Raw genomic sequence first — 23366 nt, forward strand, 5'->3', positions numbered from 1 at the left:
CAGTCGCTGTATGGCCGCTTCAGCGACCCGGCAACGCGGCGGCAGCCGCGCGGTGTCAGCGTGGGGCCTTCCAGCGGGCGATGCCGCGGGCCACCAGGTTGAGGATCATCACGAAGGCGATCAGCGTGAGCGACGCCGCCCAGGCGCGGTCGTAGGCCGCGGTCGAACCCGCGCTCTGCGCGTACTGCTGGTAGATGTACAGCGGCAGTGACGCCTGCGCGCCCTCGAAGGGGTTGGCGTTGATGAACGGGTTGCCGAAGACCAGCAGCAGCACGGGGGCCGTCTCGCCCGCGATACGCGCGATCGCCAGCATCACGCCCGTGATGATGCCTCCGATGGACGTCGGGACGACCACCTTGAGGATCGTGCGCCACTTGGGGACGCCCAGGGCCAGCGAGGCCTCGCGCAGCTCGTTCGGGACGAGCTTCAGCATCTCCTCCGTCGAGCGCACGACCACCGGCATCATCAGGATCGCCAGGGCGAGGGAGCCCGCGAAGCCGAAGGGCTGCAGGTCGAGCATCAGCATCAGGCTGAGGATGAACAGGCCCGCCACGATGGAGGGGATGCCGGTCATGACGTCGACGAAGAACGTGACCGCCTTCGCGAGGCCGCCCCGGCCGTACTCGACCAGGTAGATCGCGGTCAGGATGCCGACGGGGGCGCCGATCGCCGTGGCGAGGCCCACCTGCTCCAGGCTGCCGAGGATCGCGTGGTAGATGCCGCCGCCGGGCTCGCTGTCCGCGACGACGCCCATCGAGTGGGTCAGGAAGTAGACGTCCAGGACCTTCACGCCGCGCGCGATCGTCGTCCACAGGAGGGAGACCAGCGGGACCACGGCCAGCAGGAACGCCACCCAGACCAGGCTCGTCGCCACCCGGTCCTTCGCCTGGCGGCGGCCCTCCACCTTCGCGGCGACGCCGTAGGTCGCGAGGACGAAGAGGAGGCCGGCGATCAGGCCCCACTGGACCTTGCTGTCCAGGCCGCCGACGACGCCGACGCCGACGGCGAGGACGAGGGATCCCCCGGCGATGGCCCAGGGCGACCACTTCGGCAGGCTCGCGCCGCGGAGCGTGCCCGGGGACTTGTCGGCTACTGCGCTTGCGTGGCTCATGCGTTGGCCCCCGAGTACTCCTTGCGGCGGGCGATGATCATGCGCGCCGCGCCGTTGACCAGCAGGGTGATGACGAACAGGACCAGGCCGGAGGCGATGAGCGCGTCACGGCCGAACTCCGTCGCCTCGTTGAACTTGCTGGCGATGTTCTGGGCGAAGGTGCCGCCGCCGGGGTTCAGCAGGCTGGCGTGGATGTCGAAGTCGGGGGAGAGGACCGTGGCCACGGCCATCGTCTCGCCGAGCGCGCGGCCGAGGCCGAGCATCGAGGCCGAGATGACTCCGGAGCGGCCGAAGGGGATCACCGCCATGCGGATGACCTCCCAGCGGGTGGCGCCCAGCGCCAGGGCCGCCTCCTCGTGCATCTGCGGGACCTGGCGGAAGACCTCGCGGCTGACGTTGGTGATGACCGGAAGGATCATCACGGCCAGCAGGATGCCCACCGTGAGCATCGAGCGCGGGGCCCCCTGGTCCCAGGAGAAGACTCCGGTCCAGCCCAGGTAGTGGTCCAGCCAGCCGAACAGGCCGTCCATGTGCGGCACGAGGACCAGCGCGCCCCAGAGGCCGTACACGATGGACGGGACGGCGGCGAGCAGGTCGATCACGTACGCGACGGGGCCGCTCATGCGGCGCGGGGCGTAGTGCGTGATGAACAGGGCGATCGCGACGGCGATCGGGACCGCGATGACCATCGCGATGACCGACGAGACCACCGTGCCGAACGCGAGGACCGCGATGCCGAACTTCGGCGGCAGGAGGCTGGTGTTCCACTCGAACGCCGTCAGGAAGTTGGCCTCGTCCTTGCTGATGGCGAGGCTCGCGCGGTAGGCGAGGAACACCGCGATCGCGGCCATGATCGCCAGCAGGAAGATGCCCGAACCGCGCGAGAGGGCCAGGAAGATCCTGTCCCCGGGCCGGGTCGCGCCGCGGGCCGCGCGCTTCTCCTCGGTCGTCGCGGGGGGCGGGCCCGCGGAGTTCGCGGAGAGGGCCGGCGAGTCCTGCGCGGCCGTGGGGCGTGGAGTGTCTTCGGTGTTCGACTTCTGCGTTTCTATGTCCATGGGGGTCTCCGGTCTGCGGAGCCGCCTGCTGGTGTGGGCGGCTCGGGTGGGGCCGGATCGCGGGCGGCGGCCCCTGGCGGCGGTGCACCGGACGGGTGCGGTCCGGACCGGGTCGCCCCCGGCGCCGGACCGCACCGCTCAGATCAGCTCAGGCCCTCGATGGTGGTGCGGACCTTGGCGATGATGGCGTCGGGGATCGGCGCGTAGTCGATGCCCGAGAGGATGCCCTGACCGTCCTGGCTGGCGATGTAGCGCAGGAACGCCTTGGTGGCGGGCAGGGTGTCGGCCTTGTTGCCCTTGTCGCAGGCGATCTCGTACGTCACCAGGGTGAGCGGGTAGGCGCCGTCGGCCTTGGTGTTGTAGTCCAGCTTCAGCGACAGGTCGCTGCCGGTGCCGACGACCTGCGCGGCGGCGACGGCCTTGGTGGCGCCGTCCGAGGAGGGCTTGACCGGGGCCGCGGCGCCGGTGTTGACGGCGACGGTGCCGAGGCCGTCCTTGGCGTAGGACAGCTCCATGTAGCCGATCGCGCCGTTGGTCTGCTTGACGCCCTGCGCGACACCAGAGGAGCCGGCCGCGGCCTGGCCGCCCTTGGCCTGCCAGGCCTTGCCGCCGGAGTACTTCCAGTCGTTCGGGGCGGCGGCGATCAGGTACTTGGTGAAGTTGTCCGTGGTGCCGGACTCGTCGGAGCGGTGGTACGGCTGGATCTTCAGGTCGGGAAGCTTCGCGCCGGGGTTCAGCTTGGCGATCGCGGCGTCGTTCCAGTTGGTGATCTTGCCGTCGAAGATCTTGGCGATCGTGGAGGCGTCGAGGACCAGGTTGTCCACGCCGGAGACGTTGTAGGCGACGGCGATCGGGCCGGCCACCATCGGCAGGTCGATGCCCTGGCCGCCCTTGCAGACGGACTTGGAGGCGGCGACGGCGTCGGGCTTCAGCGCGGAGTCCGAACCGGCGAAGGCGACCTGGCCCTGGGTGAACGCGGTGACGCCCGCGCCGGAGCCGGAGCCCTTGTAGTTGACCTGGACGCCGGAGCAGGCCTGAGTGAAGTTCTTCACCCAGGCGTCGATCGCGTTCTTCTGCGCGGAGGAGCCGTCGGCGAGCAGCTGGCCCTTGGCGTCGTCGCACTTGATCGAACCGGCGGCCGCGGTCGCGGAGGACTTGCCGCCGTCGGCCTTGGTGCCGGTGTCGTCGGAGCCGCACGCCGTGAGGGCCAGGGCGCCGGAGACGGCGAGAGCACCGAGGGAGAGAGCCCGCCGGTTCATGCGCTGAAGCTTCACTTGAGGAAGGTCCTTCCAGGAGCCGCCGTCCTGAATCCGGCGGCGTGCGGTGGGTGCGAAGTCTGTTTGGTGCGGACGCGTCCCGTTGGTCGCGTGCCGCACCGGGTAAGGCTGAAATTAGGCAGATCAGGTGAAGGCGCTCACGGACGGGAGTGAACGGGGGGTGAACCCCTGGGGACGGTGCGGTGAGGTCACGGAAAGCTCACGCCGAGGACACGGAGCGGTACCGGCGCGGGGTGGGGCGGGAGCGGGGCGTGGGCTGTCCAAACCTCGCGAATCAGCCGTCGGCCGTCGGCCCCCGCACCCTTATGCCAGGTGCAGGACCTGCAGCAGCGCGTCCACGAGGGTGCGGTCCCTCGGCTGGGTGAGCCGCAGGCGGGCGGCGGGCGGCGGCAGCCAGAGGAGACGGTCGACCTCGTCGTTCGGGGTGAAGGCCCCGGAGACGGCCTCCGCCGCCCAGTAGCGGACCCGCTTCGGGCGGCCGTTCGCCTCGTAGTCCACGGTCGGCAGGGGCGCACCGGGGTCGGCCCGGTGGCCGGTCTCCTCCTCGACCTCGCGCAAAGCGCCCGCGAGCGGGTCCTCGTCGCGTTTCAGCTTGCCTTTCGGGTGCGACCAGTCGTCGTACTTGGGGCGATGGACGAGACACACCTCCAGACCGTCGTCCGTCGGCGCGCGACGCCACAGCACGCAGCCGGCCGCCTGGACGGTGGTGGCGTCGAGGGCGTCGAAGGCGTCGAGGGCGTCGGGGGCTTCGTCGGGGTTCCTCGCCGTGCTCACCGGTACTCACCGCCTGTCGGGTAGGGGTGCGTGGTCTGGTCGGTCAGGTCGTCGTGACGGGTGGTCGCTGCCAGCAGCGCTGGAACGCGTACCGTGCCGCCTCCACCTCGTGCCGCTGGTCCGCGTGCAGCACGCCGAGCGCGTACGCCGTCGCGGGCGCGATCCGGGGCGTCCTGGCCGCCTGCGCCGCGGCGGCTGCCGCCTCCGCGGCGTCCCGGTGCCGGTCCAGGGCGGCGCCGGCGGTCACCAGGCGGACGTCGTCCTGTGGAGCGTCCGGGCCTTCCAGGACCTCGCACGCGTACCGGTGCAGACGCAGCAGGAGGCGGACGTGGTGCCAGGGCGCGTCCTGCGGGTGCGGGGCCTCGTCCGCGGAGAGGCCGTGCATCAGGGCCTCCGCGTTGTAGGGGCTGCCCGCGGTGACCAGCGGCAGCGCGGCGACGGCGTCGGCGAGGCGCTGCTCGGCGGCGGCGGCGAAGGGGCGCAGGTCGGCGGCGGAGGCGGCCGGGGTGAGGGGGACCTCGCTGGCGAGGACGGCGGCCCTGTCCGCCACGGCGTGGAAGCGGGAGGAGCCGAGGGCCTGGAGGGCGGTCGAGTGGGCGCGGGTGCGGGCGAGGGTGAGCTGACGGTCCAGAAGGGCGCCGGCCTTCGCCGCACCGACGGTGAGGTGGCCGCGGTCGGGGGCCGCGGCGGCCGACGCGGGCGTGTGGTGCGCGGCGGCGGGACGGGCGGCGGCGCGGGGAGCCGTGCCGGGACGGGAGGCGGTGTCGGCGGCGTCGGCGAGCGAGGCGGTCGCGCTGCGGGAGGCGGTCGCGCTGCGGGCGCCGGCGCCGGCCGGGACGGCGGTGAGGGTCCCGGCCTGCGCGCCTCCCGCACCGCGCGCGGTCCGGGCGCCGGTCGCGGTCCGGGCGTCGGTCGCGCCGGCCGTGGGAGGAGGGGGGTCGGGCAGGGCGGGGGCCACGGGTGCGGCCGGGGTGCCCGGTGTGCCCGGGGCGGCCGGCGCCGGCGCGCCCGGCGTGACGTCGGGACCGGCGATGACCGCGCCGCCGGAGCCGGTGCCGGTACCCGTGCCGGTGCCGGTGCCCGTGCCGGTGCCGGCACCGCCCGTGCCCGCCGCCCGGTGAGCGTTGCGCACCGGTGCGGACGACGCGGGCGGCGGCACCAGCACCGCCGAGGGCTGCGGGGCCGCGCCGGACAGGCGGTTCAGGGCGAGCAGCAGGCGCTCCAGGCGGGCGCCGTAGGCGTGCTCCAGGGCCAACGTGGCGGACAGCCAGGACAGTTCGGACCGGAGCGCCTCCGACCATTCGGCGTCGAGGAGGGGGCGGAAGGTGCGCAGACTGCCGCTGATGCGGCGGGCCGAACGGCGCAGGGCGCGCGCCGCGTCGTCCCGTTCCTCCGCGCCGCTCGCCGGGGAGTGCGACGTGCCGTGCGACGCCGCGCTCCCCGCCTCGCGGTGCTGGCGCAGCGCGCGGAGGAACTCCGTGGCCTGGGCCCGCAGGTAGCCGTCGAGGGCGTCCCCGGTGGTGACGGGCCCGGCCGCGCAGGCCGTCAGATCATGGTGTCGCTGTGCCACGCCGGCGCCTCCGGGCGTCTATGAGCATCTCCTGGACGTTGCGCAGGGGGCCGCCTTCCGCGTCGGTCGCGTGCCGGGTCCACTCGCCGTCGGGACCGAGGTGCCAGGACGCGGTGGCGTCGGACATGCCCGTCTCCAGGAACCGGTTCAAAGTCGCCCGGTGCGCGGGGTCGGTGACCCTGACCAGGGCCTCGATACGGCGGTCGAGGTTGCGGTGCATCATGTCGGCGCTGCCGATCCACACCTCGGGCTCCCCGCCGTTGCCGAAGCCGAAGACGCGGGAGTGCTCGAGGAAGCGGCCGAGGATGGAGCGGACCCGGATGTTGTCCGACAGGCCCGGCACGCCCGGGCGCACCGCGCAGATGCCGCGCACCCAGACGTCGACCGGCACGCCCGCCTGCGACGCCCGGTAGAGGGAGTCGATGAGCGCTTCGTCGACGATGGAGTTGACCTTGATGCGCACGTGCGCGGGCCGTCCGGCGCGGTGGTGCTGGATCTCCTTGTCGACCCGGGAGATCAGTCCGTCGCGCAACGACTTGGGGGCGACGAGCAGGCGGCGGTACGTCTCGCGGCGGGAGTAGCCGGACAGCCGGTTGAAGAGGTCGGAGAGGTCCGCGCCGACCTGCGGGTCGGCGGTGAGCAGGCCGAGGTCCTCGTAGAGCCGGGCCGTCTTCGGGTGGTAGTTGCCCGTGCCGACGTGGCAGTAGCGCCGCAGCGTCTCGCCCTCCTGGCGGACCACCAGCGACAGCTTGCAGTGGGTCTTCAGGCCGACGAGGCCGTAGACGACATGGCAGCCTGCCTCCTCCAGCTTGCGCGCCCACTTGATGTTGGCGTGCTCGTCGAAGCGGGCCTTGATCTCGACCAGGACGAGGACCTGCTTGCCGGACTCGGCGGCCTCGATGAGCGCGTCGACTATCGGGGAGTCGCCCGAGGTCCGGTACAGGGTCTGCTTGATGGCGAGGACCTCCGGGTCCGCCGCCGCCTGCTCCAGGAACGCCTGCACGGACGTCGAGAAGGAGTCGTACGGGTGGTGCAGCAGGACGTCCCGGCTGCGCAGGGCCGCGAAGATGTCCGGCGGGGACGCGGACTCGACCTCGGCGAGGTCGCGGTGGGTGCCGGCGATGAACTTCTTGTACTTCAGCTCGGACCGGTCGAGGCCGCTGATGCGGAAGAGACCCGTGAGGTCGAGCGGGCCCGGCAGCGGGTAGACCTCGGCCTCGCTGATCTTCAGCTCGCGCACCAGCAGGTCGAGCACCTCGCGGTCGATGGACTCCTCGACCTCCAGGCGCACCGGCGGCCCGAAGCGGCGTCGCATGAGCTCCTTCTCCAGGGCCTGGAGCAGGTTCTCGGCGTCGTCCTCCTCGACCTCGAGGTCCTCGTTGCGGGTGAGCCGGAAGGCGTGGTGCTCCAGCACCTCCATGCCCGGGAACAGTTCCTCGAGGTGGGCGCCGATGACGTCCTCGATGGGGACGTACCGGCCCGGCGAGCTCTCCAGGAAGCGGGACAGCAGTGGCGGCACCTTGACGCGCGCGAAGTGCTTGTGGCCGCTGACCGGGTTGCGCACGACGACCGCGAGGTTGAGCGAGAGACCCGAGATGTACGGGAAGGGGTGCGCGGGGTCCACGGCGAGGGGTGTGAGGACCGGGAAGATCTGGTGCCGGAAGAGGGTGAAGAGGCGGGCCTGCTCCTTCTCCGTCAGCTCGTTCCAGCGGACCAGGTGGATGCCCTCCTCCGCGAGGGCGGGGGCGATGTCCTCGTGGTAGGTCGCGGCGTGCCGGGCCATGAGCTCACGCGAGCGGGCCCAGATCATCTCCAGCACCTCGCGGGGCTGGAGGCCGGAGGCGGAGCGGGTGGCGACGCCGGTCGCGATGCGGCGCTTCAGTCCGGCCACCCGGACCATGAAGAACTCGTCCAGGTTGCTGGCGAAGATGGCCAGGAAGTTCGCCCGCTCGAGCAGGGGCGTGTCGGGGTCCTCGGCGAGTTCCAGGACCCGTTCGTTGAACGCGAGCCAGCTGCGCTCCCGGTCGAGGAATCGACCTTGCGGCAGCTGAGGGCCGTCGTACGGGGCCTCCTCGTAGGTGTCGAGGTCGGCGTCGATGTCGGGCTCCAGATCGGAGACGACGGCAGCCACGGTGTGCGGGCGGTGCGCGGCTATGGAGCCCACGGAGGGCTGCGCGTGCTGGACCTCGGCCTGGGTGTCTGACTGGCTCATGGACCCATTCTTCCGCGCGAACAGCGAGACAGGCGCGTCGGAATGTGCGGGTGGGATCGCGGCGGAGCCTCCGTGGGGCTGATTTCCCTCGGGAGGCGGCGAAGGCTCGGGCACGGCGGGCTTCATTCGCAGAGCGTTGCAAGGTCGTCTTAACCGACGGTTACGGCGACATGGCGTGCGGGATATCGGGGGGCGGCCCGCGAGAGTCGAAAGCGTTCGAATGATGTTCGAACGAGTGGGTGGTGAACGGGAGAACGGGAGTGGGGCGTGGTGCACGGAAAATCGTGCGTCGGAACGTGAACCGATCGGCGGGGCCGATCCGATGAGGTGTTGTGAGCGAGACGAGAAGCGACGGGGAGCTGCTGCGGGCCATCGCGGCGGACCGGGACCGTCCTGCCTTCGAGGAGCTGTACCGGCGGTACGCGCCCTGGCTGACCGCGCGCATGCGCGGCCGCTGCGCCGACGCGGGGATAGTCGACGACGTCGTCCAGGAGACGTTCCTCGCGGTGTGGCGCGGCACCGCCCGCCATCGCGAGGAGGGCTTCTCCGGCGACGCCGCCGGCTGGCTGTGGCGCATCGCCGCACGCCGGCTGGTCGACGCCGTGCGCGGCGACGGGGCGCGCGGCAGGCTGCGCCAGGCGCTGTCCCGGCTGCGTCACCGGGACGAGGCCTCGGCGGAGGAACGCGTGCTCGCGGGGGTGGAGCACGGGGACCTCGCCGGGGCCCTCACCCGCCTCTCGCCGGAGCTGAGGGCCGTCCTGCAGGCGACCGTCATCGACGGGCTCACCACCCGGGAGGCGGCCGTTCTGCTCGGCATCCCGCCCGGCACCGTCAAGACGCGGGCCCTGCGCGCCCGCAAGCACCTGCGGGAGGCGCTGGCATGAGGCGGTACGTCCGCGGAAGAGACCCGCGCGCCCGCGTGGGCGACGCACGGCAGCCGAGGGAGGCACGGGCATGACGTGGCACGTGGCAGAAGAGGATCTGCGCGCCTACGCGCAGGGCGAGCTTTCCCCGCCGCTGCTGTGGTCGGCCGACGCCCATCTGACCGGATGCGCCGAGTGCCGGGCCCGGCTGGCGGAGGCCGCCGACCCGGTCGCGCTGGACGCCGCATGGGCACGACTGGACGCCGAGCTGGACGCGCCGCGGCCCAGCCTGCTCGAGCGGATGCTGGTGCGGCTCGGCGTGGCCGACCACACCGCGCGGCTGCTCGCGGCGACCCCGGTGCTGCGCGGCTCCTGGCTGCTGTCGGTGCTGTTCCTGCTCGTCATGACGGTGCTGGCGGTGCGCCTCGCGGACCAGCCCGCACTGTTCCTGGCGCTGGCCCCGCTCCTCCCGCTCGCCGGGGTCGCGCTGTCGTACGGACCGTCCCTCGACCCGACCTACGAGATGGCCGTCGTCGCCCCGACACACGGCTTCCGGCTGCTCATGATCCGTACGGTCGCGGTGCTCACGGCGGGCCTGGCGTGCAACGGCCTGGCCACGCTGGCGCTGCCGGGATACGGGCTGCTGGCCCTGGCGTGGCTGCTGCCCGCGTTCGCCCTCACCGCGACCGGCCTCGCGCTGACCGCCCGGCTGGGGCCGGTTCTCGGGCCCTCCCTGGTCGGCGTGGCCTGGGTGACGGTGCTGGCGGTGGCCGGCGTCCGGACGCCGCCGCACGACACGCTCGCCCCGTTCACCGCGGCGGGCCAGGGCGCCGCGGCCACGGTGGCGGTCCTCGCCGGTCTGCTGCTGCACCGGGCCCGCGACCGCTTCGACACCCGTCCCCTCGGCGGCTTCCCGGCCGACGGCGCCGGATGACCCGGCCCCCGTCCCGCCGAGCCCGCCCCCGACCTCCCACCGGATCTCCAGGAGACCCCGCATGACCACCACGCCCACCCCGGGCCCCGCCTTCGGGCCCGCCACCGTGACGGCCGTCGACCTGTCCCTGCGCTTCGGGGGGACCCGCGCCCTGGACGGCGTCTCGCTGCGGCTGGGCCGTGGCGTCACCGGACTGCTCGGGCCCAACGGGGCGGGGAAGACGACCCTGTTGCGGGTGCTGGCGACGGCGGTGCCGCCGGACGGCGGGCGGTTCACCGCCCTCGGCCACGACCCCGGCACCGCGTCCGGCCGCCTCGCCCTGCGCCGCACGCTCGGCTATCTGCCCCAGAACCCCGGCTTCCACCCGGACTTCACGGCCTTCGACTTCGTCGACTACGTGGCGATCCTGAAGGAGCTCACCGACCGCGCCGCCCGGCTCCGCGAGGTGCGCCGCGTGCTGGACGCCGTCGATCTCTCCGACGTGCGCGGCAGGCGTCTCAAGCGGCTCTCCGGAGGCATGCGGCAGCGCGTCGCCCTGGCCGCCGCACTCCTCGGCGAACCCGGCTTCCTCGTGCTGGACGAACCGACCGTCGGTCTCGACCCCGAACAGCGCATGCGCTTTCGCGAGCTGATCGCCCAGGCCGGAGAGGGCCGCACCGTCCTGCTGTCCACCCATCAGACCGAGGACGTGGCGATGCTCTGCCACCGGGTGATCGTCCTGGCCGGCGGGCGGGTCCGTTTCGAGGGCACCCCGGCCGAGCTGACCGCCCTTGCCGCCGGCCGGGTCTGGAGCGGCGCCCGCCGCGACCCGGGCGCGCTGGCCGGCTGGCGCACCGGCGCCGGCACGTTCCGCAACGTCGGCGAACCACCCGAGGGGGCCGACCTCGTCGAACCCACCCTCGAGGACGGCTACCTGCTCGTCCTCGACGGCGAGAGCGCGGAGGCGACGGCATGAGCGCCACGACCGCGACGCTGGACGACCCCGGCCGTACGCTCGCCGAGCCGCCGCGCGAGGCCCGCCGCACCCGGGCCGTCCTCGGCCTCGCGCGCTTCGAGGCCCGAGAACTGCTCTTCCAGGTCCCAGTGCTGGTGTTCTTCGCCCTGTACGTCGGCCTCGTCGCCCTGCGGCTGATGAGCAGGGACGGCATGGACGCCTACCCGGTCCTCAACGTGGTCGACCGGCGCAGCCAGGGGGCGCCGCTGCTGTTCGCGGTCGCCCTGCTCGTCTGCGTCAACGCGGCCGCGCTGCGCTCGCGCAAGCACGGCACGGTGCAGCAGTTCGGCGTCCTGGCCATGGAGCCGTGGCGGCGTGTCCTCGCGCATCTGCTGTCCGTGGTGCCGTACGCGGCGCTCACCGCGCTCGTCGTCGCGGTCGAGTTCGGATGGGAGGCGCACAAGCCCGGCGCCATCGGGCAGGGTTCGCTCGGAGAGCTCGCCGTCGGCCCGCTGACCGTGCTGTTCGCCGGCGTCGTCGGGGTGCTGCTGGCCCGGCTGCTGCCCTCGTCGTTCGTCCCGCTGCTGTTCGTCATCGCCTTCTACGTCGTCGCGCTCCTCGCCTCGGCGATCGGCGCCGAGGGCAGGCCGGCGGGCTGGCTCTCGCCGGTCGTCTTCCTCGCCGAGACGGGCGGCGATCCGGTTCCCTCCGATCTGCTGGGCCGCCCCGCCGGCTGGCACGCGCTGTACGTGACCGCGCTGTGCGTCCTGCTGGCCTGCGCGGCGCTGCTGCAGTCCGGCGGCCGCACCCGGGCCGTCAAGGCGGCGACGGCACTCGCGCTGGCGGCTGTGGTGACCGCCGCGATCGGCCAGTCCTCGCAGGACACGGCGGCCCTGGCCGCGGCGCGCAGGACGGCCTCCGACGCCCCGCAGAAGGTCCAGTCGTGCGCGACCGTCGAGGGCTCGCGGTACTGCGCGTTCGCCGAGTGGAGCGGGGTGCGGTCCGAGTGGGCCGGCGTCGTCGAGCGGGTCCGCTCGCTCGCGGGGGGCGAAGCGGCGACCGCCTCCCTGACGGTCCGCCAGCACATCGACGCCCGGGACGGAGTGGAGGTCGACGCCGCCCTCACGCCCTCCACCGTGCCCGGCCAGGTCACGATCGGCACCCGCTGGGGCGGCAACCGCGTCCCGGAGTTCGCCGTCGGCGTCGCCACCGTCCTGGTGGCGGGCACCGAGGCGGCGACGGAGAAGGAGATGTGCCGCGACGCCCGTCCGGTCACGATCATGTGGCTGGTCCTGGGCGCCGACCCGACGCCGTCGGACACCTTCCGGCGTGTGCGTCTGAGCGACAGCACGGAGGGCTCGGGCCTGGTCCTCGCGCCGACGAACGGACTGAGCATGACGGCGGCGCAGTCGACGGTGGTCCGCGAACTCCTGGCGCGTCCGCGCGCCGAGGTGACCGCCCGGGTCAAGGCCCACTGGGCGGAACTGACGTCCACGGCGACGTCCCCGGCCGAGGCGGCGAGGCTGCTGGGCGTCGCGGCGCCGCAGGAGACGGAGGGGCAGTCGTGCGAGGAGTGACGATGCGCGCCCTGGCGGTGCCGGTGTGGCGCAGCCTCCCCTGGCGGGCGCTGATCGCGGCGGGCGGGCTGGGCCTGCTGCTGGCGAGCACCGCACGCCTGCCCGACCGGGCGCCGGATCCCGAACTGGGCCGGCTGGTGCTGCGCCTCACGGCGCTCACCGGCGCCCTCGGCCTGGCCTTCCTGCTGGACGACCCGGCCCGGCGCACGACCGCGGCGACGCCGGTGGGCCGGGCCTCCCGGGCCGCCCTGCGCCTGGCGCTGGCCGCTCCCGTCGCGGCCCTGTGGTGGACGGCGGCCGTGCTCCTGGTGCCGGCCCCGACCCGCCCGGACCTGCCCCCAGCCACCGTCGAAGCCGCGGCGACGGCGTGCGCGGCGCTCGCCCTGGCCACCCTCGCCGTCCGTTTCACACAGGCGGCGGAGGTGGGCAGGTCGGCGGCAGTCCGGCTGGGAGCGGCCGCCGGGGTGGCGCTCCTGGTCCCCGACCGCTGGGGTCTGCTGGGCACACCGGCCGACCCCTGGTGGCAGGCGACGCAGCTCCGATGGGCGGCCGTGCTGGCGCTGGCCCTGACGCTGTGCGCGACGGGAACCCGGGAGCCGCTCCGGCGACGGTCCCGAAGACCGGTCCGGCGGCCCGCACCCACCGGCTGAGACGGGACCGGACCGGCACCGAAGCGGCGCCCCGGGGTGGCGGACACCGGGTGCGGACATGCAGGGCGCGTCCCGCTCGGTCTTCGCCCGCGAGCCGGGGAAGGGGTCACGTCTCGGTGCGGTACATCAGGTCCGTCTCATGGGTGAGGAAGCCCAGTCGCTCGTAGACCGACACCGCCGCCTTGTTGTCGGCGTCGACGTACAGCATCGCGGTCGGCAGACCCTGTGCGGCGAGATGCCGCAGGCCGATCGTGGTGAGGGCCTTGCCGAGGCCGCCGCCCTGCGCGCCGGGGGCCACACCGAGGACGTACACCTCGCCGAGCTGCTCCTGGGCGTGGACCTTCGTCCAGTGGAACCCGACGAGCGTGTCGCCGCGGAAGGCGAGGAAGAACCCGGCCGGGTCGAACCAGGGCTCGGCCCGGCGGTCGTCGAGGTCGCGTTGGGTGAGGGAGCCCTGCTCGGGATGGTGGGCGAAGGAGGCGGCGTTGACGGCGAGCCAGGCGGAGTCGTCCCGTCCGGGCACGAAGGCACGGACCGTCACGCCGGCGGGCAGCACCGGGTCGGGCAGCTCCAGGTCGGTCAACGACCGCCGCATCTGACGCAGTTCGCGGAACAGGGTGAGGCCGAGGACCTGGGCGAGGTGGCGGGCCGCGGAGTGGCCGCCGTGGGCCCACACCCGAAGCCGCTTGCCGGAGGCGGCGAGCAGGGCGGAGCCGAGCGCGCGCCCGTGGCCGTGGCCGCGGTGCGAGGGGTGCACGACCAGTTCGGCGGCGGGGGCCTCGACGGGGTCGGTGTCCTCCAGCTGGGCGTAGCCGACGAGTTCGTCCCCGACCGTCAGGAGGAGGTGGGAGACACCCTCGCGAGGTCCTCCGCGCAGCTGCAGCCGTCCCTGTTCGGACACCGCCTGCTGGCCGTCCGACCGGGCGGCCTCGGCGAGCAGGGCGAGGACTGCCTCGGTCTGTCCGGGGGAGAGCGCGGAGTGGGTCTCGATGGATCGGGAGCCGGGGAGCCGTGCGGTGTCGTCGCTGGTCATGCGTCGAGGGTAAAGGGCGGTTGCCGCAAACCGGGGGCAAAGGACAGGGCAAGGGGAAACCAGGTTGTAACCACGAACCCCCTGTCGCGCTACGCGCGTTGACCTTAGGCTGCGCCGGACGGGAGCCACCGCATTCCAGCCGATCCACAGGGGGGCGCATGCCAGCCACTTCCCAGCCGCAGCCGAGCGACAGACGCGGCCGCCGCCGTACGTACCGTCTTGTCGCGGCCTCCGCCGTTCTCGCCACCGCGGGCGCCCTCGCCGCCGCGCTTCCGGCGGACGCTCACGAGGGCAAGCACTCCAAGCCGCGGCCCAGCCGCTACCAGGACGTGCAGCTGCTGTCCTTCAACGACCTGCACGGCAACCTCGAGCCCCCGTCCGGTTCCTCCGGCCGCGTCACCGAGCTGCAGGCGGACGGCACGACGAAGACGATCGACGCGGGCGGCGTGGAGTACCTGGCCACGCATCTGCGCGAGGCCCGCAAGGGCAACGCGTACTCGATCACCGCGGCCGGCGGCGACATGGTCGGCGCCTCCCCGCTGATCTCGGGCCTCTTCCACGACGAGCCCACCATCGAGGCGCTGAACAAGCTCGACCTGGACGTCACGTCCGTCGGCAACCACGAGTTCGACGAGGGCGCCAAGGAGCTGGGCCGGCTGCAGAACGGCGGCTGCCACCCGACGGACGGCTGCTACAACGGCAAGAAGTTCCGGGGCGCCGACTTCCCCTACCTCGCGGCGAACGTCCTGAACGAGAAGTCCGGCAGGCCGATCCTGAAGCCGTACTGGGTGTGGAAGAAGAAGGACGTCAAGATCGGCTTCATCGGCGTGACGCTGGAGGACACTCCGGGCGTGGTGGCCGCCGAGGGCGTCAAGGGCCTCAGGTTCAAGGACGAGGTCGAGACGATCAACAAGTACGCCAGGGTGCTGCAGAAGCAGGGCGTGAAGTCGATCGTGGCGCTGATCCACGAGGGCGGTCTGCCCGCCTCGGGTTCCTACAACTACAACTGTGACTCGCCGGGCGCGGGCGCCGGGATCTCCGGCCCGATCGTCGACATCGCGAAGAACGTCACGCCGGCGGTGGACGCGCTGGTGACGGGCCACACGCACGCGGCCTACGCCTGCACGATCCCGGACCCGTCGGGCAAGCCGCGCACGGTCACCTCGGCCGCGTCCTTCGGCCGTCTGTACACGGACACCACGCTGACGTACGACCGCTACACGGGCGACATCGCGCGCACGGCGGTCAAGTCGGCGAACCACGTGGTCACCCGGACCGTCGCCAAGGCGCCCGACATGACCGAGCTGATCAGCCGGTGGAACACCCTGGCGGCGCCGATCGGCAACCGCGCGATCGGTTACATCTCCGCGGACGTCCCCAGCACGGGCACCGAGTCCCCGATGGGCGACCTCATCGCGGACGCCCAGCTCTGGTACGGCAGGAAGCTCGACGCGGACACGGACCTCGCGCTGATGAACCCGGGCGGCGTGCGGGCCGGCCTCACCTACGCCGCCAAGGGCGCGGAGGGCGACGGCGTGGTCACCTACGCCGAGGGCTTCACCGTGCAGCCGTTCTCCAACACCGTGAACCTGCAGAGCTTCACCGGCGCCCAGCTGATCCAGGTGCTCAAGGAGCAGGTGAGCGGCACGAACACGAGCGCGCCGAAGATCCTGCAGCCGTCCGCCAACCTGACGTACACGCTGGACCTGACGAAGAGCGGCGCGGACCGCGTCGTCGCGGACTCCGTGAAGGTGAACGGGGCGGCGGTCGACCCGGCCGCGACCTACCGCGTCGCGACGAACAGCTTCCTCGCGGGCGGCGGCGACGGCTTCCCGACGCTGGGCCAGGGCACGAACGACCTGGTCGGCGCCGACGACCTGTCGGCCCTCGAGCAGTACCTGCTCGCCAACTCCTCGGCGGCGGGCCCGATCGCGCCGCCGGCGACGAACCGGATCACGATCGTGAAGTAGCGTCCGGCTCTCCTTCACACGGAGCTCTCCTGACAAGAGGCGGCCGCGTCACCGACGCGGCCGCCTCTTCGGCGTACGGGGGCGGGTCGCCCGTATCGCGGGGACGGTTCAGGGCGCGGGGGTCCAGCCGGCGAGCCAGTCAGCGACCTCCTGGCCGGCGGCCTGGGCGTCCGTCAGATGGGGGCGTTCCGAGCTCGCGGCGCCCGCGCCGGGACCCTTGTTCCGGTACTCGGCGAACCGGTCGTCCTTCCAGTGGAAGCCGCTCATGTCGGTCCAGGGCGCGGTCCTGATCGCGGCGCTCAGCGTGCTGTCGCGGACGGTGGTCTGCGGGTCGAGGCTCGCGTCACCGCCTGCGTGCCAGGGGCGGCCGAGGTAGAAGGTGCGGTCGGAGACGTCCCCGCCGATCGTGGTGGCGGAGATCAGGATGCCCTTGCGCCCGGCGGCCGTGCTGGGGGCGGTGACATAGCCGGCCGAGGTGCCGTTGAAACGCTTCTTCAGCGTGATGACGGACTTGTCGATCACGGCGGTGGCGCGGCCGAAGATGAAGTCGACGTTGCCGACGACGTAGGAGTTCGTCATGTAGACGCGGCCCAGCCTGTCCTTGGACGCGGTGTCCAGCAGCAGGGTGTCCTGGTCGCCGCTGACGATGATGCCGTCCAGGAAGACCTTGTCGGAGGCGGTGCGCAGGGCGACCGCCTGGCCGGCGATGTCCTGGTGGGCGCCCTCGTCGAAGTCGTTGGAGATGGTCAGGTTGCGGGCCTGGAAGTCGTCCGCCTCGACGGCGACGGTCGCGCTGCCGCCGGTGCCGTACGTGCCTCCGCCGGGTTTGGGGGTGCCCGAGGCGTTGTTGTAGACGATCGTGGTGTCCTTGCGGCTGCCGCCGGTGCCCTGGATGGTGACGTGCGGCTTGTTGCTCGGCACCTTCACCAGCTCGCGGTACGTGCCCGGCTTGACGGCTATCACCACCCGCGAGGGGTTGTTCGCCGGTACGGCGTTCACGGCGGCCTGCACGGTCGTGTACTGCCCGCTGCCGTCCTTGGCGACGGTGAGCGTCGTGGCGGCGGCGGCCGCCTTCGTGGCGGCGGTCGCGGCCGACGCCGTGTGCTGCGCGGCGCTGCCGAACGCGCCGAGATCCGTGCCGTAGGCGAGAGCGCAGGCCGCGGTCAGGGTGAGGGGGACGCCCAGCGCGAGGGCCTTGCTGCGCTTGCGGTGCCGACGCCTGGGTGTGCCGCTGAAATCGCTCATGTGCGGGATTCCGTTCCGTGGAGGGGGACCACCCGTGGGGGGTTCGGGACGTGGCATGGTCGCCGCACGGAACGGAAAGGTTGCCGGGGGGCCTCAGGACATCGCCGACACGTCTCCCGGCGTCTCCGGTGGAGGGACCGGCGCGCCCGGCATCCGCACCGTCGCCACCGTGCCACCGCCGTCGGCCCGTTCCAACGTGACCTGACCGCCCGCCTCCTCCACGGTGCGGGCCACGATCGACAGACCGAGACCGGAGCCGGGCAGGGCCCGCGCGCCGGGGGAGCGCCAGAAGCGGTCGAAGACGTGCGGGAGTTCGTCGGCCGGGATGCCGGGGCCGTGATCGCGCACGGTCAGCGTGCCGTCGACGAGACGGACGTCGATCGTTCCTCCCTCGGGGCTGAACTTCACCGCGTTGTCCAGGATGTTGACCACCGCCCGCTCCAGCGCGGCCGGCTCCGCCCGGGTGTACCAGGACTCCAGCGACGCGGTGATGGTCAGCTCCGGCCCGCGCAGCCGGGCCCGGCGCAGCGCCGACTCCACGGTGTCCTCGAACGACACCACCTGCACGCGCTCGCCGCGCTGCCCCTCCGCACGGGAGAGTTCCTGGAGGTCGCCGATGAGCGACGCCAGCTCGGTCATCTGCGCCTTCACGGAGGCCAGCAGCGCCTTGCGGTCCGCCTCGGGGATCGGACGGCCCGTCTCCTCGCTGCGGGTCAGGAGCTCGATGTTGGTGCGCAGCGAGGTCAGCGGGGTGCGCAGCTCGTGCCCGGCGTCCGCGATCAGCTGCTGCTGCAGCTCCCGGGAGTCGGCGAGGGAGGCGGTCATCGAGTTGAAGGAGCGGGAGAGCCGGGCGATCTCGTCGTCGGTCTCGTCCTCCACGGGGATCCGGATGCTCAGGTCCTCCGTCCTGGCCACGTGCTCGACGGCCTCGGTGAGCTTGTCGACGGGCCGCAGCCCGGCCCGGGCGACGGCGAGACCGGCGGCGCCGGCGCCGACGACCCCGACACCGGAGACGAGGAGGAGGATGAGAGCGAGGTCGTTGAGGGTCTTCTCGGTGCTCTTGAGGGGGGCCGCGATGAGCAGGGCCGTGTCCGGGTACTGCTGCGGCGGGGCGCCCATCCCCTGGCTGACCATCAGAGGGACGGTCAGCACGCGGACGGAGTTGCCGTCGGAGTCGGTTCCGTCGCGGTACGTGCCCTGATCGCTCGCCGCGTTCTCGATGACGTCCGTGTCCGCGCCGGCGACCGCCACGACGCCCGTCGAGGTCGCGGACACGCAGGCGGTGCCGTCCTTCTTGACGAGCTGAAGGTAGTACGAGCCGTGGGTGCGCAGGCCCGACAAGCCCGTGTCGACGGGCCTCTGCGGGCAGCTGCTGAGCAGACCCTGCACGGCGCTCCACGGCTGCGCCTGCTGCGCCATCTTGCTGAGGTCCCCGTCGACCTGGTCGTACAGCTTCCCCTGCACGATGAACCAGCAGGTCACCGAGACCGCCGCCACGGCGAACGCCACGGCGGCGGCGACCAGCATCGACAGCCGGGCCCGGATGGGCAGGGTCCGCAGCCGCCGGACGACCCTGTTCACTCGGCCCCGCCCTGCCGCAGCACGTACCCGACCCCTCGCACGGTGTGCACGAGGCGCGGCTCACCGCCCGCCTCGGTCTTGCGGCGCAGGTACATCACGTACACGTCCAGCGAGTTGGAGGACGGCTCGAAGTCGAAGCCCCAGACCGCCTTCAGGATCTGCTCGCGGGTGAGGACCTGGCGCGGGTGCGCCAGGAACATCTCCAGCAGCGTGAACTCCGTGCGGGTCAGTTCGACCGGGCGTCCGCCCCGCGTCACCTCCCGCGTCGCGAGGTTCATGCGCAGGTCGGCGAAGGTGAGGGAGTCGTCCTCCTGGACCGCGCCCGCGCCGGACGCCGCCGCGTAGGAGCTGCGCCGCAGCAGGGCCCGGACCCGGGCGAAGAGCTCGTCGAGTTCGAACGGCTTGACGAGGTAGTCGTCGGCGCCGGCGTCGAGCCCGGTGACGCGGTCGCCGACCGTGTCACGGGCCGTCAGCATCAGGATGGGGGTGGTGTCGCCCGCGCCCCGGATGCGGCGGGCCGCCGTCAGGCCGTCCATGCGCGGCATCTGGATGTCCAGGACGACCAGGTCGGGCCGGTAGAGCGTCGCCTTCTCCAGCGCGTCCACGCCGTCCACGGCGACCTGGGTGTCGTAGCCCTCGAAGGCGAGGCTGCGCTGGAGGGCCTCGCGGACCGCCGGCTCGTCGTCGACGATCAGGATGCGCTGGGTGTCACGGTCACGGTCGCCTTCGGCGGGGCTCATGGGCGTGGATTCCTCGGGTGCGGTGGGAGGGCGGGAGGCCGGGCGTGCTCGACGTGGTGAGCGTCCTCAGCCTCGCACGGTTCCCGGCGGGGGCGTACGGAGCGGGCGGGGTGTGATCAGCCGCGCATCGCCGCGAGCCGCTTCAGCGGGACCTTGCGCACGTGCGGCCGGCCGGCCGGGGCGCGCAGGCCGGTGAGCTGGGGGGCCAGCTCCGGCGGCCGGGTCGCCGCGGCCGGCGCGTGCAGCTCGCACGCCACGTCGAGGGCCAGGCCGAGGTCGGCCGCACCGCAGCCGGTCACCGTGTGCGAAACCTGCTTGATCATGACGTGCTCCCTGACTCGGTCGGAGGGTGGTCAGCTGTCGGAGCCGCCCGCCCGCAGCGTGGCGAGGTCGGACTTGACGGTGTTGATCGGGATGGCGAATCCGAGGCCGACGCTGCCGGCGTCGGAGGAGGACGAGTCGGCCGCGGCGGAGTACATCGCGGAGTTGATGCCGATGATGTCGCCCGCGGCGTTGATGAGGGCGCCGCCGGAGTTGCCGGGGTTGAGGGAGGCGTCCGTCTGGAGCGCCTTGTACGTGGTGGTGGACTGGCCGGTGTCGCCGTTGAACTGCCGGCCGCCGAACTGGAACGGCCAGTTGCCCTCCCCGCCGCCCTGCTGCTGACCCTGGTTCTCGTCGGTGGAGACGGTCACGTCGCGGTCGAGCGCGGAGACGATGCCGCTGGTGACGGTGCCGGTCAGGCCCTCGGGGGAGCCGATCGCCACGACCGTGTCACCGACCTTGACCCCGTCGGAGTCGCCGAGGGTCGCCGCCTTCAGGCCGGAGGCGTTCTCCAGCTTGATGAGCGCGAGGTCCTTCTTGCTGTCCGTGCCGACGACCTTGGCGGTGTACGACTTGCCGTCGCTGGTGGTCACCTTGATCGAGTTCGCGCCGGAGACGACGTGGTTGTTCGTGACGACCTCGCCGCCGCTGGTGATGATCACGCCGGAGCCGGTGGACGTCCCGTTGCCGAGCGTGGCGCTGACCTCGACGACGCTCGGGCTGACCGCCGCCGCGATGGTGGCCACGTCGCCCGTCTTGCTGGAGGGCACCACGCTGGTGGTGGTGGACGTGGCGACCACCTGGTCCTTGCCGGTCAGCTCCTGTATGCCGTAGGCGGTGCCGCCCCCGATGGCGGCCGCGACGATCGCCACCGCGGCGAGCAGTGCGAACGGACCGCGGTTGCGCCTCTTCCTGGCGTGCGGAGCGGGCTCGGCGGCCGGGGGAGCGAGGAGAGCGGTTCCGCCGCCGCCGTGGCCGTCGCCGCTGTGGCCGTCGCCGGCCGGGGCCGTCGGGGCCTGCCATCCGGCGGCGGGGCCGACCGCGGGCTGCTGTGCGGTCTGCTGCTGCGGCGCCGGCTGCTGTGCGCTCTGCAGCGGGTCATGGGCGGCGGGCCGGTAGGCGGGCGGGGGCGGCCACTCCGGGTTCACCGGGGAGGCGGCCGCCGGCGACGGGACCGCCGGGGAGGAGGCGTGCTGCCGGGCGCCCTCGTACGGGGCCTGGTACGGGTTCTCGTACTCGCTGCTGCGGCGGATGCTCTCGGTCATGGAACAAAGCTTGTCGCTCGACCATGAGAGCTTCCTGAGTGCTCCCTGAGAAGCCCGGCAGAACCTCGTCTGCCCGGTATAAAGCCGGACGCGGCGGTTGCGCGGGGTCTCTCAGACAGGCCTCATGAAGGCCGTCCGGGCACGTGCGCGCCCTGCGCGCCCGAGGGCCGCGGGGCTACTCGCAGCCGCAGGACCGCCGCGCCACCAGACGGGAGGGGAACACCTTCAGTCGCTCGCGCCGGGACCCCGCGACCCGCAGACCGTCGTCCAGGACGAGGTCGACGGCGGCCCGGGCCATCGCCGAGCGGTCCGAGGCGATCGTCGTCATGGGCGGGTCGGCCAGGGCCGCTTCCTTGATGTCGTCGAAGCCGATGACCGCCAGCTCGCCGGGGACGTCGATGCGCAGTTCGCGCGCCGCGCGCAGCAGGCCGATCGCCTGGTCGTCGGTGGAGCAGAACACGGCCGGCGGCCGGTCCGGGCCCGCCAGCAGCTCCAGGGAGACGCGGTAGGCGTCGTAGCGGTTGTAGGGGGCCTCGAAGAGCCGGCCCTCCGTGCTGATCCCGGCCTCGTCCATCGCGCGCCGCCAGCCCTCGACGTGGTCGGAGACCGGGTCGCCGACGGAGGGGGTCTCCGCGGTGCCGCCGACGCAGGCGACGTAAGGGTGACCGTGCTCCAGGAGGTGGCGTACGGCGAGCTGGGCGCCGCCGAGGTCGTCGGTGACGACGGCGACGTCGTCGATGGCCTCGGGACGTTCGTGCAGCAGCACCACGCGCGCGTCCCAGGCGTCGATCTCGGCGGCCGCCTGGTCGTTCAGCGCGTGGCTGACGAGGATGAGGCCGGAGACCCGCATCCCGAGGAACGCCCGCAGATAGTGGACCTCGCGCTCGGCGACGTAGTCGGTGTTGCCGACCAGCACCATTTTCCCGCGCTCGGAGGCGGCCTGCTCGACCGCGTGCGCCATCTCGCCGAAGAAGGGCTGACGGGCGTCAGGGATGATCAGGCCTATGAGGTCGGTGCGTCGGGACGCCATCGCCTGGGCGACCCGGTCCGGCCGGTACCCCAGTTCCTTGATGGCGGCGAGGACACGCTCGCGCGTGGCCGGGGCGACCGGCCGGGGTCCGTTGTTGATGACGTAACTGACGACGGCGGTCGAAGTCCCCGCCAGCCGCGCCACATCATCCCGAGTCACCTTTGCCACGCGCGGAGTCTACGCGGATGGACCGGCTCTGGGCAGGGCGCGAAGAACCTTCCGCTTGCGGAAGCAACGCCCTGTCCGAGCAGGTGCGGGGCCTACTGGCGGGTACTACGCCTCCGCCGAGACCTCGGCGGCGTCCAGGGTGGACGCGTTGTCCGACTCGCCCGTCTTTGCCTGGTCCGGCCGGTCCGTCTTCGCCTTGGTCTCGTCCGTGGAGCGTTCCCCCTTCTCGGGGGTAACGAATCGGTAACCGACGTTCCGGACGGTTCCGATCAGCGACTCGTGCTCCGGACCCAGCTTGGCCCGCAGCCGCCGTACGTGGACGTCGACCGTGCGGGTGCCGCCGAAGTAGTCGTAGCCCCAGACCTCCTGGAGCAGCTGTGCGCGCGTGAACACCCGGCCCGGGTGCTGGGCCAGATACTTCAGCAGCTCGAACTCCTTGAAGGTGAGGTCCAGGACCCGCCCCTTCAGCTTCGCGCTGTAGGTCGCCTCGTCGACCGACAGGTCGCCGTTGCGGATCTCCATCGGGGAGTCGTCGTTGACGATCTGCTGGCGGCCCATGGCCAGCCGCAGCCGCGCCTCGACCTCGGCCGGTCCGGCGGTGTCCAGGAGCACGTCGTCGATGCCCCAGTCGGCGGTGACCGCGGCGAGGCCGCCCTCGGTCACCACGAGGACGAGCGGACAGCCGGGCCCGGTGGAGCGCAGCAGCTGGCACAGGCTGCGGACCTGCGGCAGGTCTCTACGTCCGTCCACGAGGATGACGTCGGCGCCCGGGGTGTCGACGAGCGCGGGGCCTTCCGCCGGGGCCACGCGCACGTTGTGCAGCAGCAGGCCGAGGGCCGGCAGCACTTCCGTCGAGGGCTGGAGAGCGTTGGTCAGGAGCAGCAGAGAACTCATATGTCTGGTTCCTCCTCGGTCCCTGCGTGGGGCCCCTCCCACGCTTGGGGCGGTGGGGGAGTTCTTGCGGCACTGCGGTCGGCACGGCGCTGCCTGCACGGCACTGCGTTCCCGGTACCCGTACACCCGCGTTCACCTGGTGTTTCCCGCCCGGTGGCCGTT

Annotated in this window: 19 protein-coding genes and 2 pseudogenes; 6 read left to right on the plus strand and 15 right to left on the minus strand. The window is 72.7% G+C overall.

The window, feature by feature from the left end:
- Positions 1-55: 55 nt before the first annotated feature.
- The 7 genes and pseudogenes from pstA to ACH4ZA_RS06230 form a co-directional block, all read right to left on the minus strand.
- Positions 56-1111: a phosphate ABC transporter permease PstA gene (gene pstA / locus ACH4ZA_RS06200; RefSeq protein ID WP_319281529.1), complete on the minus strand. Its 1056-nt coding sequence runs from the start codon at positions 1109-1111 to the stop codon at positions 56-58.
- The gene (pstC, locus tag ACH4ZA_RS06205) at positions 1108-2166 is read right to left on the minus strand and encodes a phosphate ABC transporter permease subunit PstC (protein WP_319281527.1); all 1059 of its coding nucleotides are present in this window, start codon (positions 2164-2166) and stop codon (positions 1108-1110) included. The genes pstA and pstC overlap by 4 nt, the downstream gene beginning before the upstream one ends.
- 143 nt (positions 2167-2309) lie before the next feature.
- A complete protein-coding gene (gene pstS / locus ACH4ZA_RS06210) occupies positions 2310-3440 on the minus strand; it encodes a phosphate ABC transporter substrate-binding protein PstS (RefSeq protein ID WP_319281525.1) in 1131 nt (376 codons plus the stop codon).
- A 306-nt stretch (positions 3441-3746) separates the two neighbouring features.
- Positions 3747-4217, minus strand: coding sequence for an NUDIX hydrolase (locus ACH4ZA_RS06215; protein WP_398428279.1), 471 nt, complete (start codon positions 4215-4217; stop codon positions 3747-3749).
- Positions 4218-4260: 43 nt separating this feature from the next.
- Positions 4261-5382, minus strand: coding sequence for a hypothetical protein (locus ACH4ZA_RS06220; protein WP_398428555.1), 1122 nt, complete (start codon positions 5380-5382; stop codon positions 4261-4263).
- A 36-nt stretch (positions 5383-5418) separates the two neighbouring features.
- Positions 5419-5787: pseudogene (locus tag ACH4ZA_RS06225) on the minus strand (CHAD domain-containing protein); the annotation flags it as partial.
- A complete protein-coding gene (locus ACH4ZA_RS06230; RefSeq protein WP_319277890.1) occupies positions 5768-7999 on the minus strand; it encodes an RNA degradosome polyphosphate kinase in 2232 nt (743 codons plus the stop codon). The pseudogene ACH4ZA_RS06225 and the gene ACH4ZA_RS06230, both read right to left, overlap by 20 nt.
- A 332-nt stretch (positions 8000-8331) precedes the next feature.
- On the opposite strand from ACH4ZA_RS06230, the gene ACH4ZA_RS06235 reads away from it, so the two are divergent.
- The 5 genes from ACH4ZA_RS06235 (at position 8332) to ACH4ZA_RS06255 (ending at position 12957) form a co-directional block, all read left to right on the plus strand.
- Positions 8332-8883: an RNA polymerase sigma factor gene (locus ACH4ZA_RS06235; RefSeq protein ID WP_319277893.1), complete on the plus strand. Its 552-nt coding sequence runs from the start codon at positions 8332-8334 to the stop codon at positions 8881-8883.
- 70 nt (positions 8884-8953) lie between these two features.
- On the plus strand, positions 8954-9796 hold the full coding sequence (locus ACH4ZA_RS06240) for a zf-HC2 domain-containing protein (protein WP_398428280.1): 843 nt from the start codon (positions 8954-8956) through the stop codon (positions 9794-9796).
- 61 nt (positions 9797-9857) lie between these two features.
- Positions 9858-10751: an ABC transporter ATP-binding protein gene (locus ACH4ZA_RS06245; protein WP_398428282.1), complete on the plus strand. Its 894-nt coding sequence runs from the start codon at positions 9858-9860 to the stop codon at positions 10749-10751.
- The gene (locus ACH4ZA_RS06250) at positions 10748-12307 is read left to right on the plus strand and encodes an ABC transporter permease (RefSeq protein ID WP_398428283.1); all 1560 of its coding nucleotides are present in this window, start codon (positions 10748-10750) and stop codon (positions 12305-12307) included. Before ACH4ZA_RS06245 ends, ACH4ZA_RS06250 begins: the two co-directional genes overlap by 4 nt.
- 2 nt (positions 12308-12309) lie before the next feature.
- Positions 12310-12957, plus strand: a complete 648-nt coding sequence (locus tag ACH4ZA_RS06255; protein WP_398428284.1) for an ABC transporter — start codon at positions 12310-12312, stop codon at positions 12955-12957.
- A 106-nt stretch (positions 12958-13063) separates the two neighbouring features.
- Here ACH4ZA_RS06255 and mshD read toward each other — a convergent pair whose 3' ends face one another.
- On the minus strand, positions 13064-13990 hold the full coding sequence (mshD, locus tag ACH4ZA_RS06260; protein ID WP_319277908.1) for a mycothiol synthase: 927 nt from the start codon (positions 13988-13990) through the stop codon (positions 13064-13066).
- Between the two features lie 158 nt (positions 13991-14148).
- Here mshD and ACH4ZA_RS06265 point away from each other — a divergent pair, with 158 nt between their 5' ends.
- Positions 14149-15960 (plus strand): bifunctional metallophosphatase/5'-nucleotidase, encoded by a 1812-nt coding sequence (locus ACH4ZA_RS06265; protein ID WP_398428285.1) that lies wholly within the window; start codon positions 14149-14151, stop codon positions 15958-15960.
- A 108-nt stretch (positions 15961-16068) separates the two neighbouring features.
- Here the strand turns inward: ACH4ZA_RS06265 and ACH4ZA_RS06270 are convergent.
- From ACH4ZA_RS06270 to ACH4ZA_RS06300, 7 genes and pseudogenes are all read right to left on the minus strand, one after another.
- A pseudogene (locus ACH4ZA_RS06270) lies at positions 16069-17049 on the minus strand (pectinesterase family protein); the annotation flags it as partial.
- Positions 17050-17298: 249 nt separating this feature from the next.
- Positions 17299-18786 carry a HAMP domain-containing sensor histidine kinase gene (locus tag ACH4ZA_RS06275; RefSeq protein ID WP_319277914.1) on the minus strand — a complete coding sequence of 496 codons (1488 nt, stop codon included), beginning with the start codon at positions 18784-18786 and terminating at the stop codon, positions 17299-17301.
- Positions 18783-19526, minus strand: coding sequence for a response regulator transcription factor (locus ACH4ZA_RS06280; protein WP_319277917.1), 744 nt, complete (start codon positions 19524-19526; stop codon positions 18783-18785). The genes ACH4ZA_RS06275 and ACH4ZA_RS06280 overlap by 4 nt, the downstream gene beginning before the upstream one ends.
- A 116-nt stretch (positions 19527-19642) precedes the next feature.
- Complete coding sequence (locus tag ACH4ZA_RS06285) at positions 19643-19849, minus strand: hypothetical protein (RefSeq protein ID WP_319277919.1); 207 nt, start codon at positions 19847-19849, stop codon at positions 19643-19645.
- Positions 19850-19879: 30 nt separating this feature from the next.
- Positions 19880-21112, minus strand: coding sequence for a S1C family serine protease (locus tag ACH4ZA_RS06290; protein ID WP_398428287.1), 1233 nt, complete (start codon positions 21110-21112; stop codon positions 19880-19882).
- 175 nt (positions 21113-21287) lie between these two features.
- Positions 21288-22310 (minus strand): LacI family DNA-binding transcriptional regulator, encoded by a 1023-nt coding sequence (locus ACH4ZA_RS06295; protein WP_319277925.1) that lies wholly within the window; start codon positions 22308-22310, stop codon positions 21288-21290.
- 105 nt (positions 22311-22415) lie between these two features.
- The gene (locus ACH4ZA_RS06300) at positions 22416-23204 is read right to left on the minus strand and encodes a response regulator transcription factor (protein WP_319277928.1); all 789 of its coding nucleotides are present in this window, start codon (positions 23202-23204) and stop codon (positions 22416-22418) included.
- Positions 23205-23366: the final 162 nt, after the last annotated feature.

Source organism: Streptomyces sp. NPDC020597 (assembly GCF_044335095.1).
GTDB lineage: Bacteria > Actinomycetota > Actinomycetes > Streptomycetales > Streptomycetaceae > Streptomyces.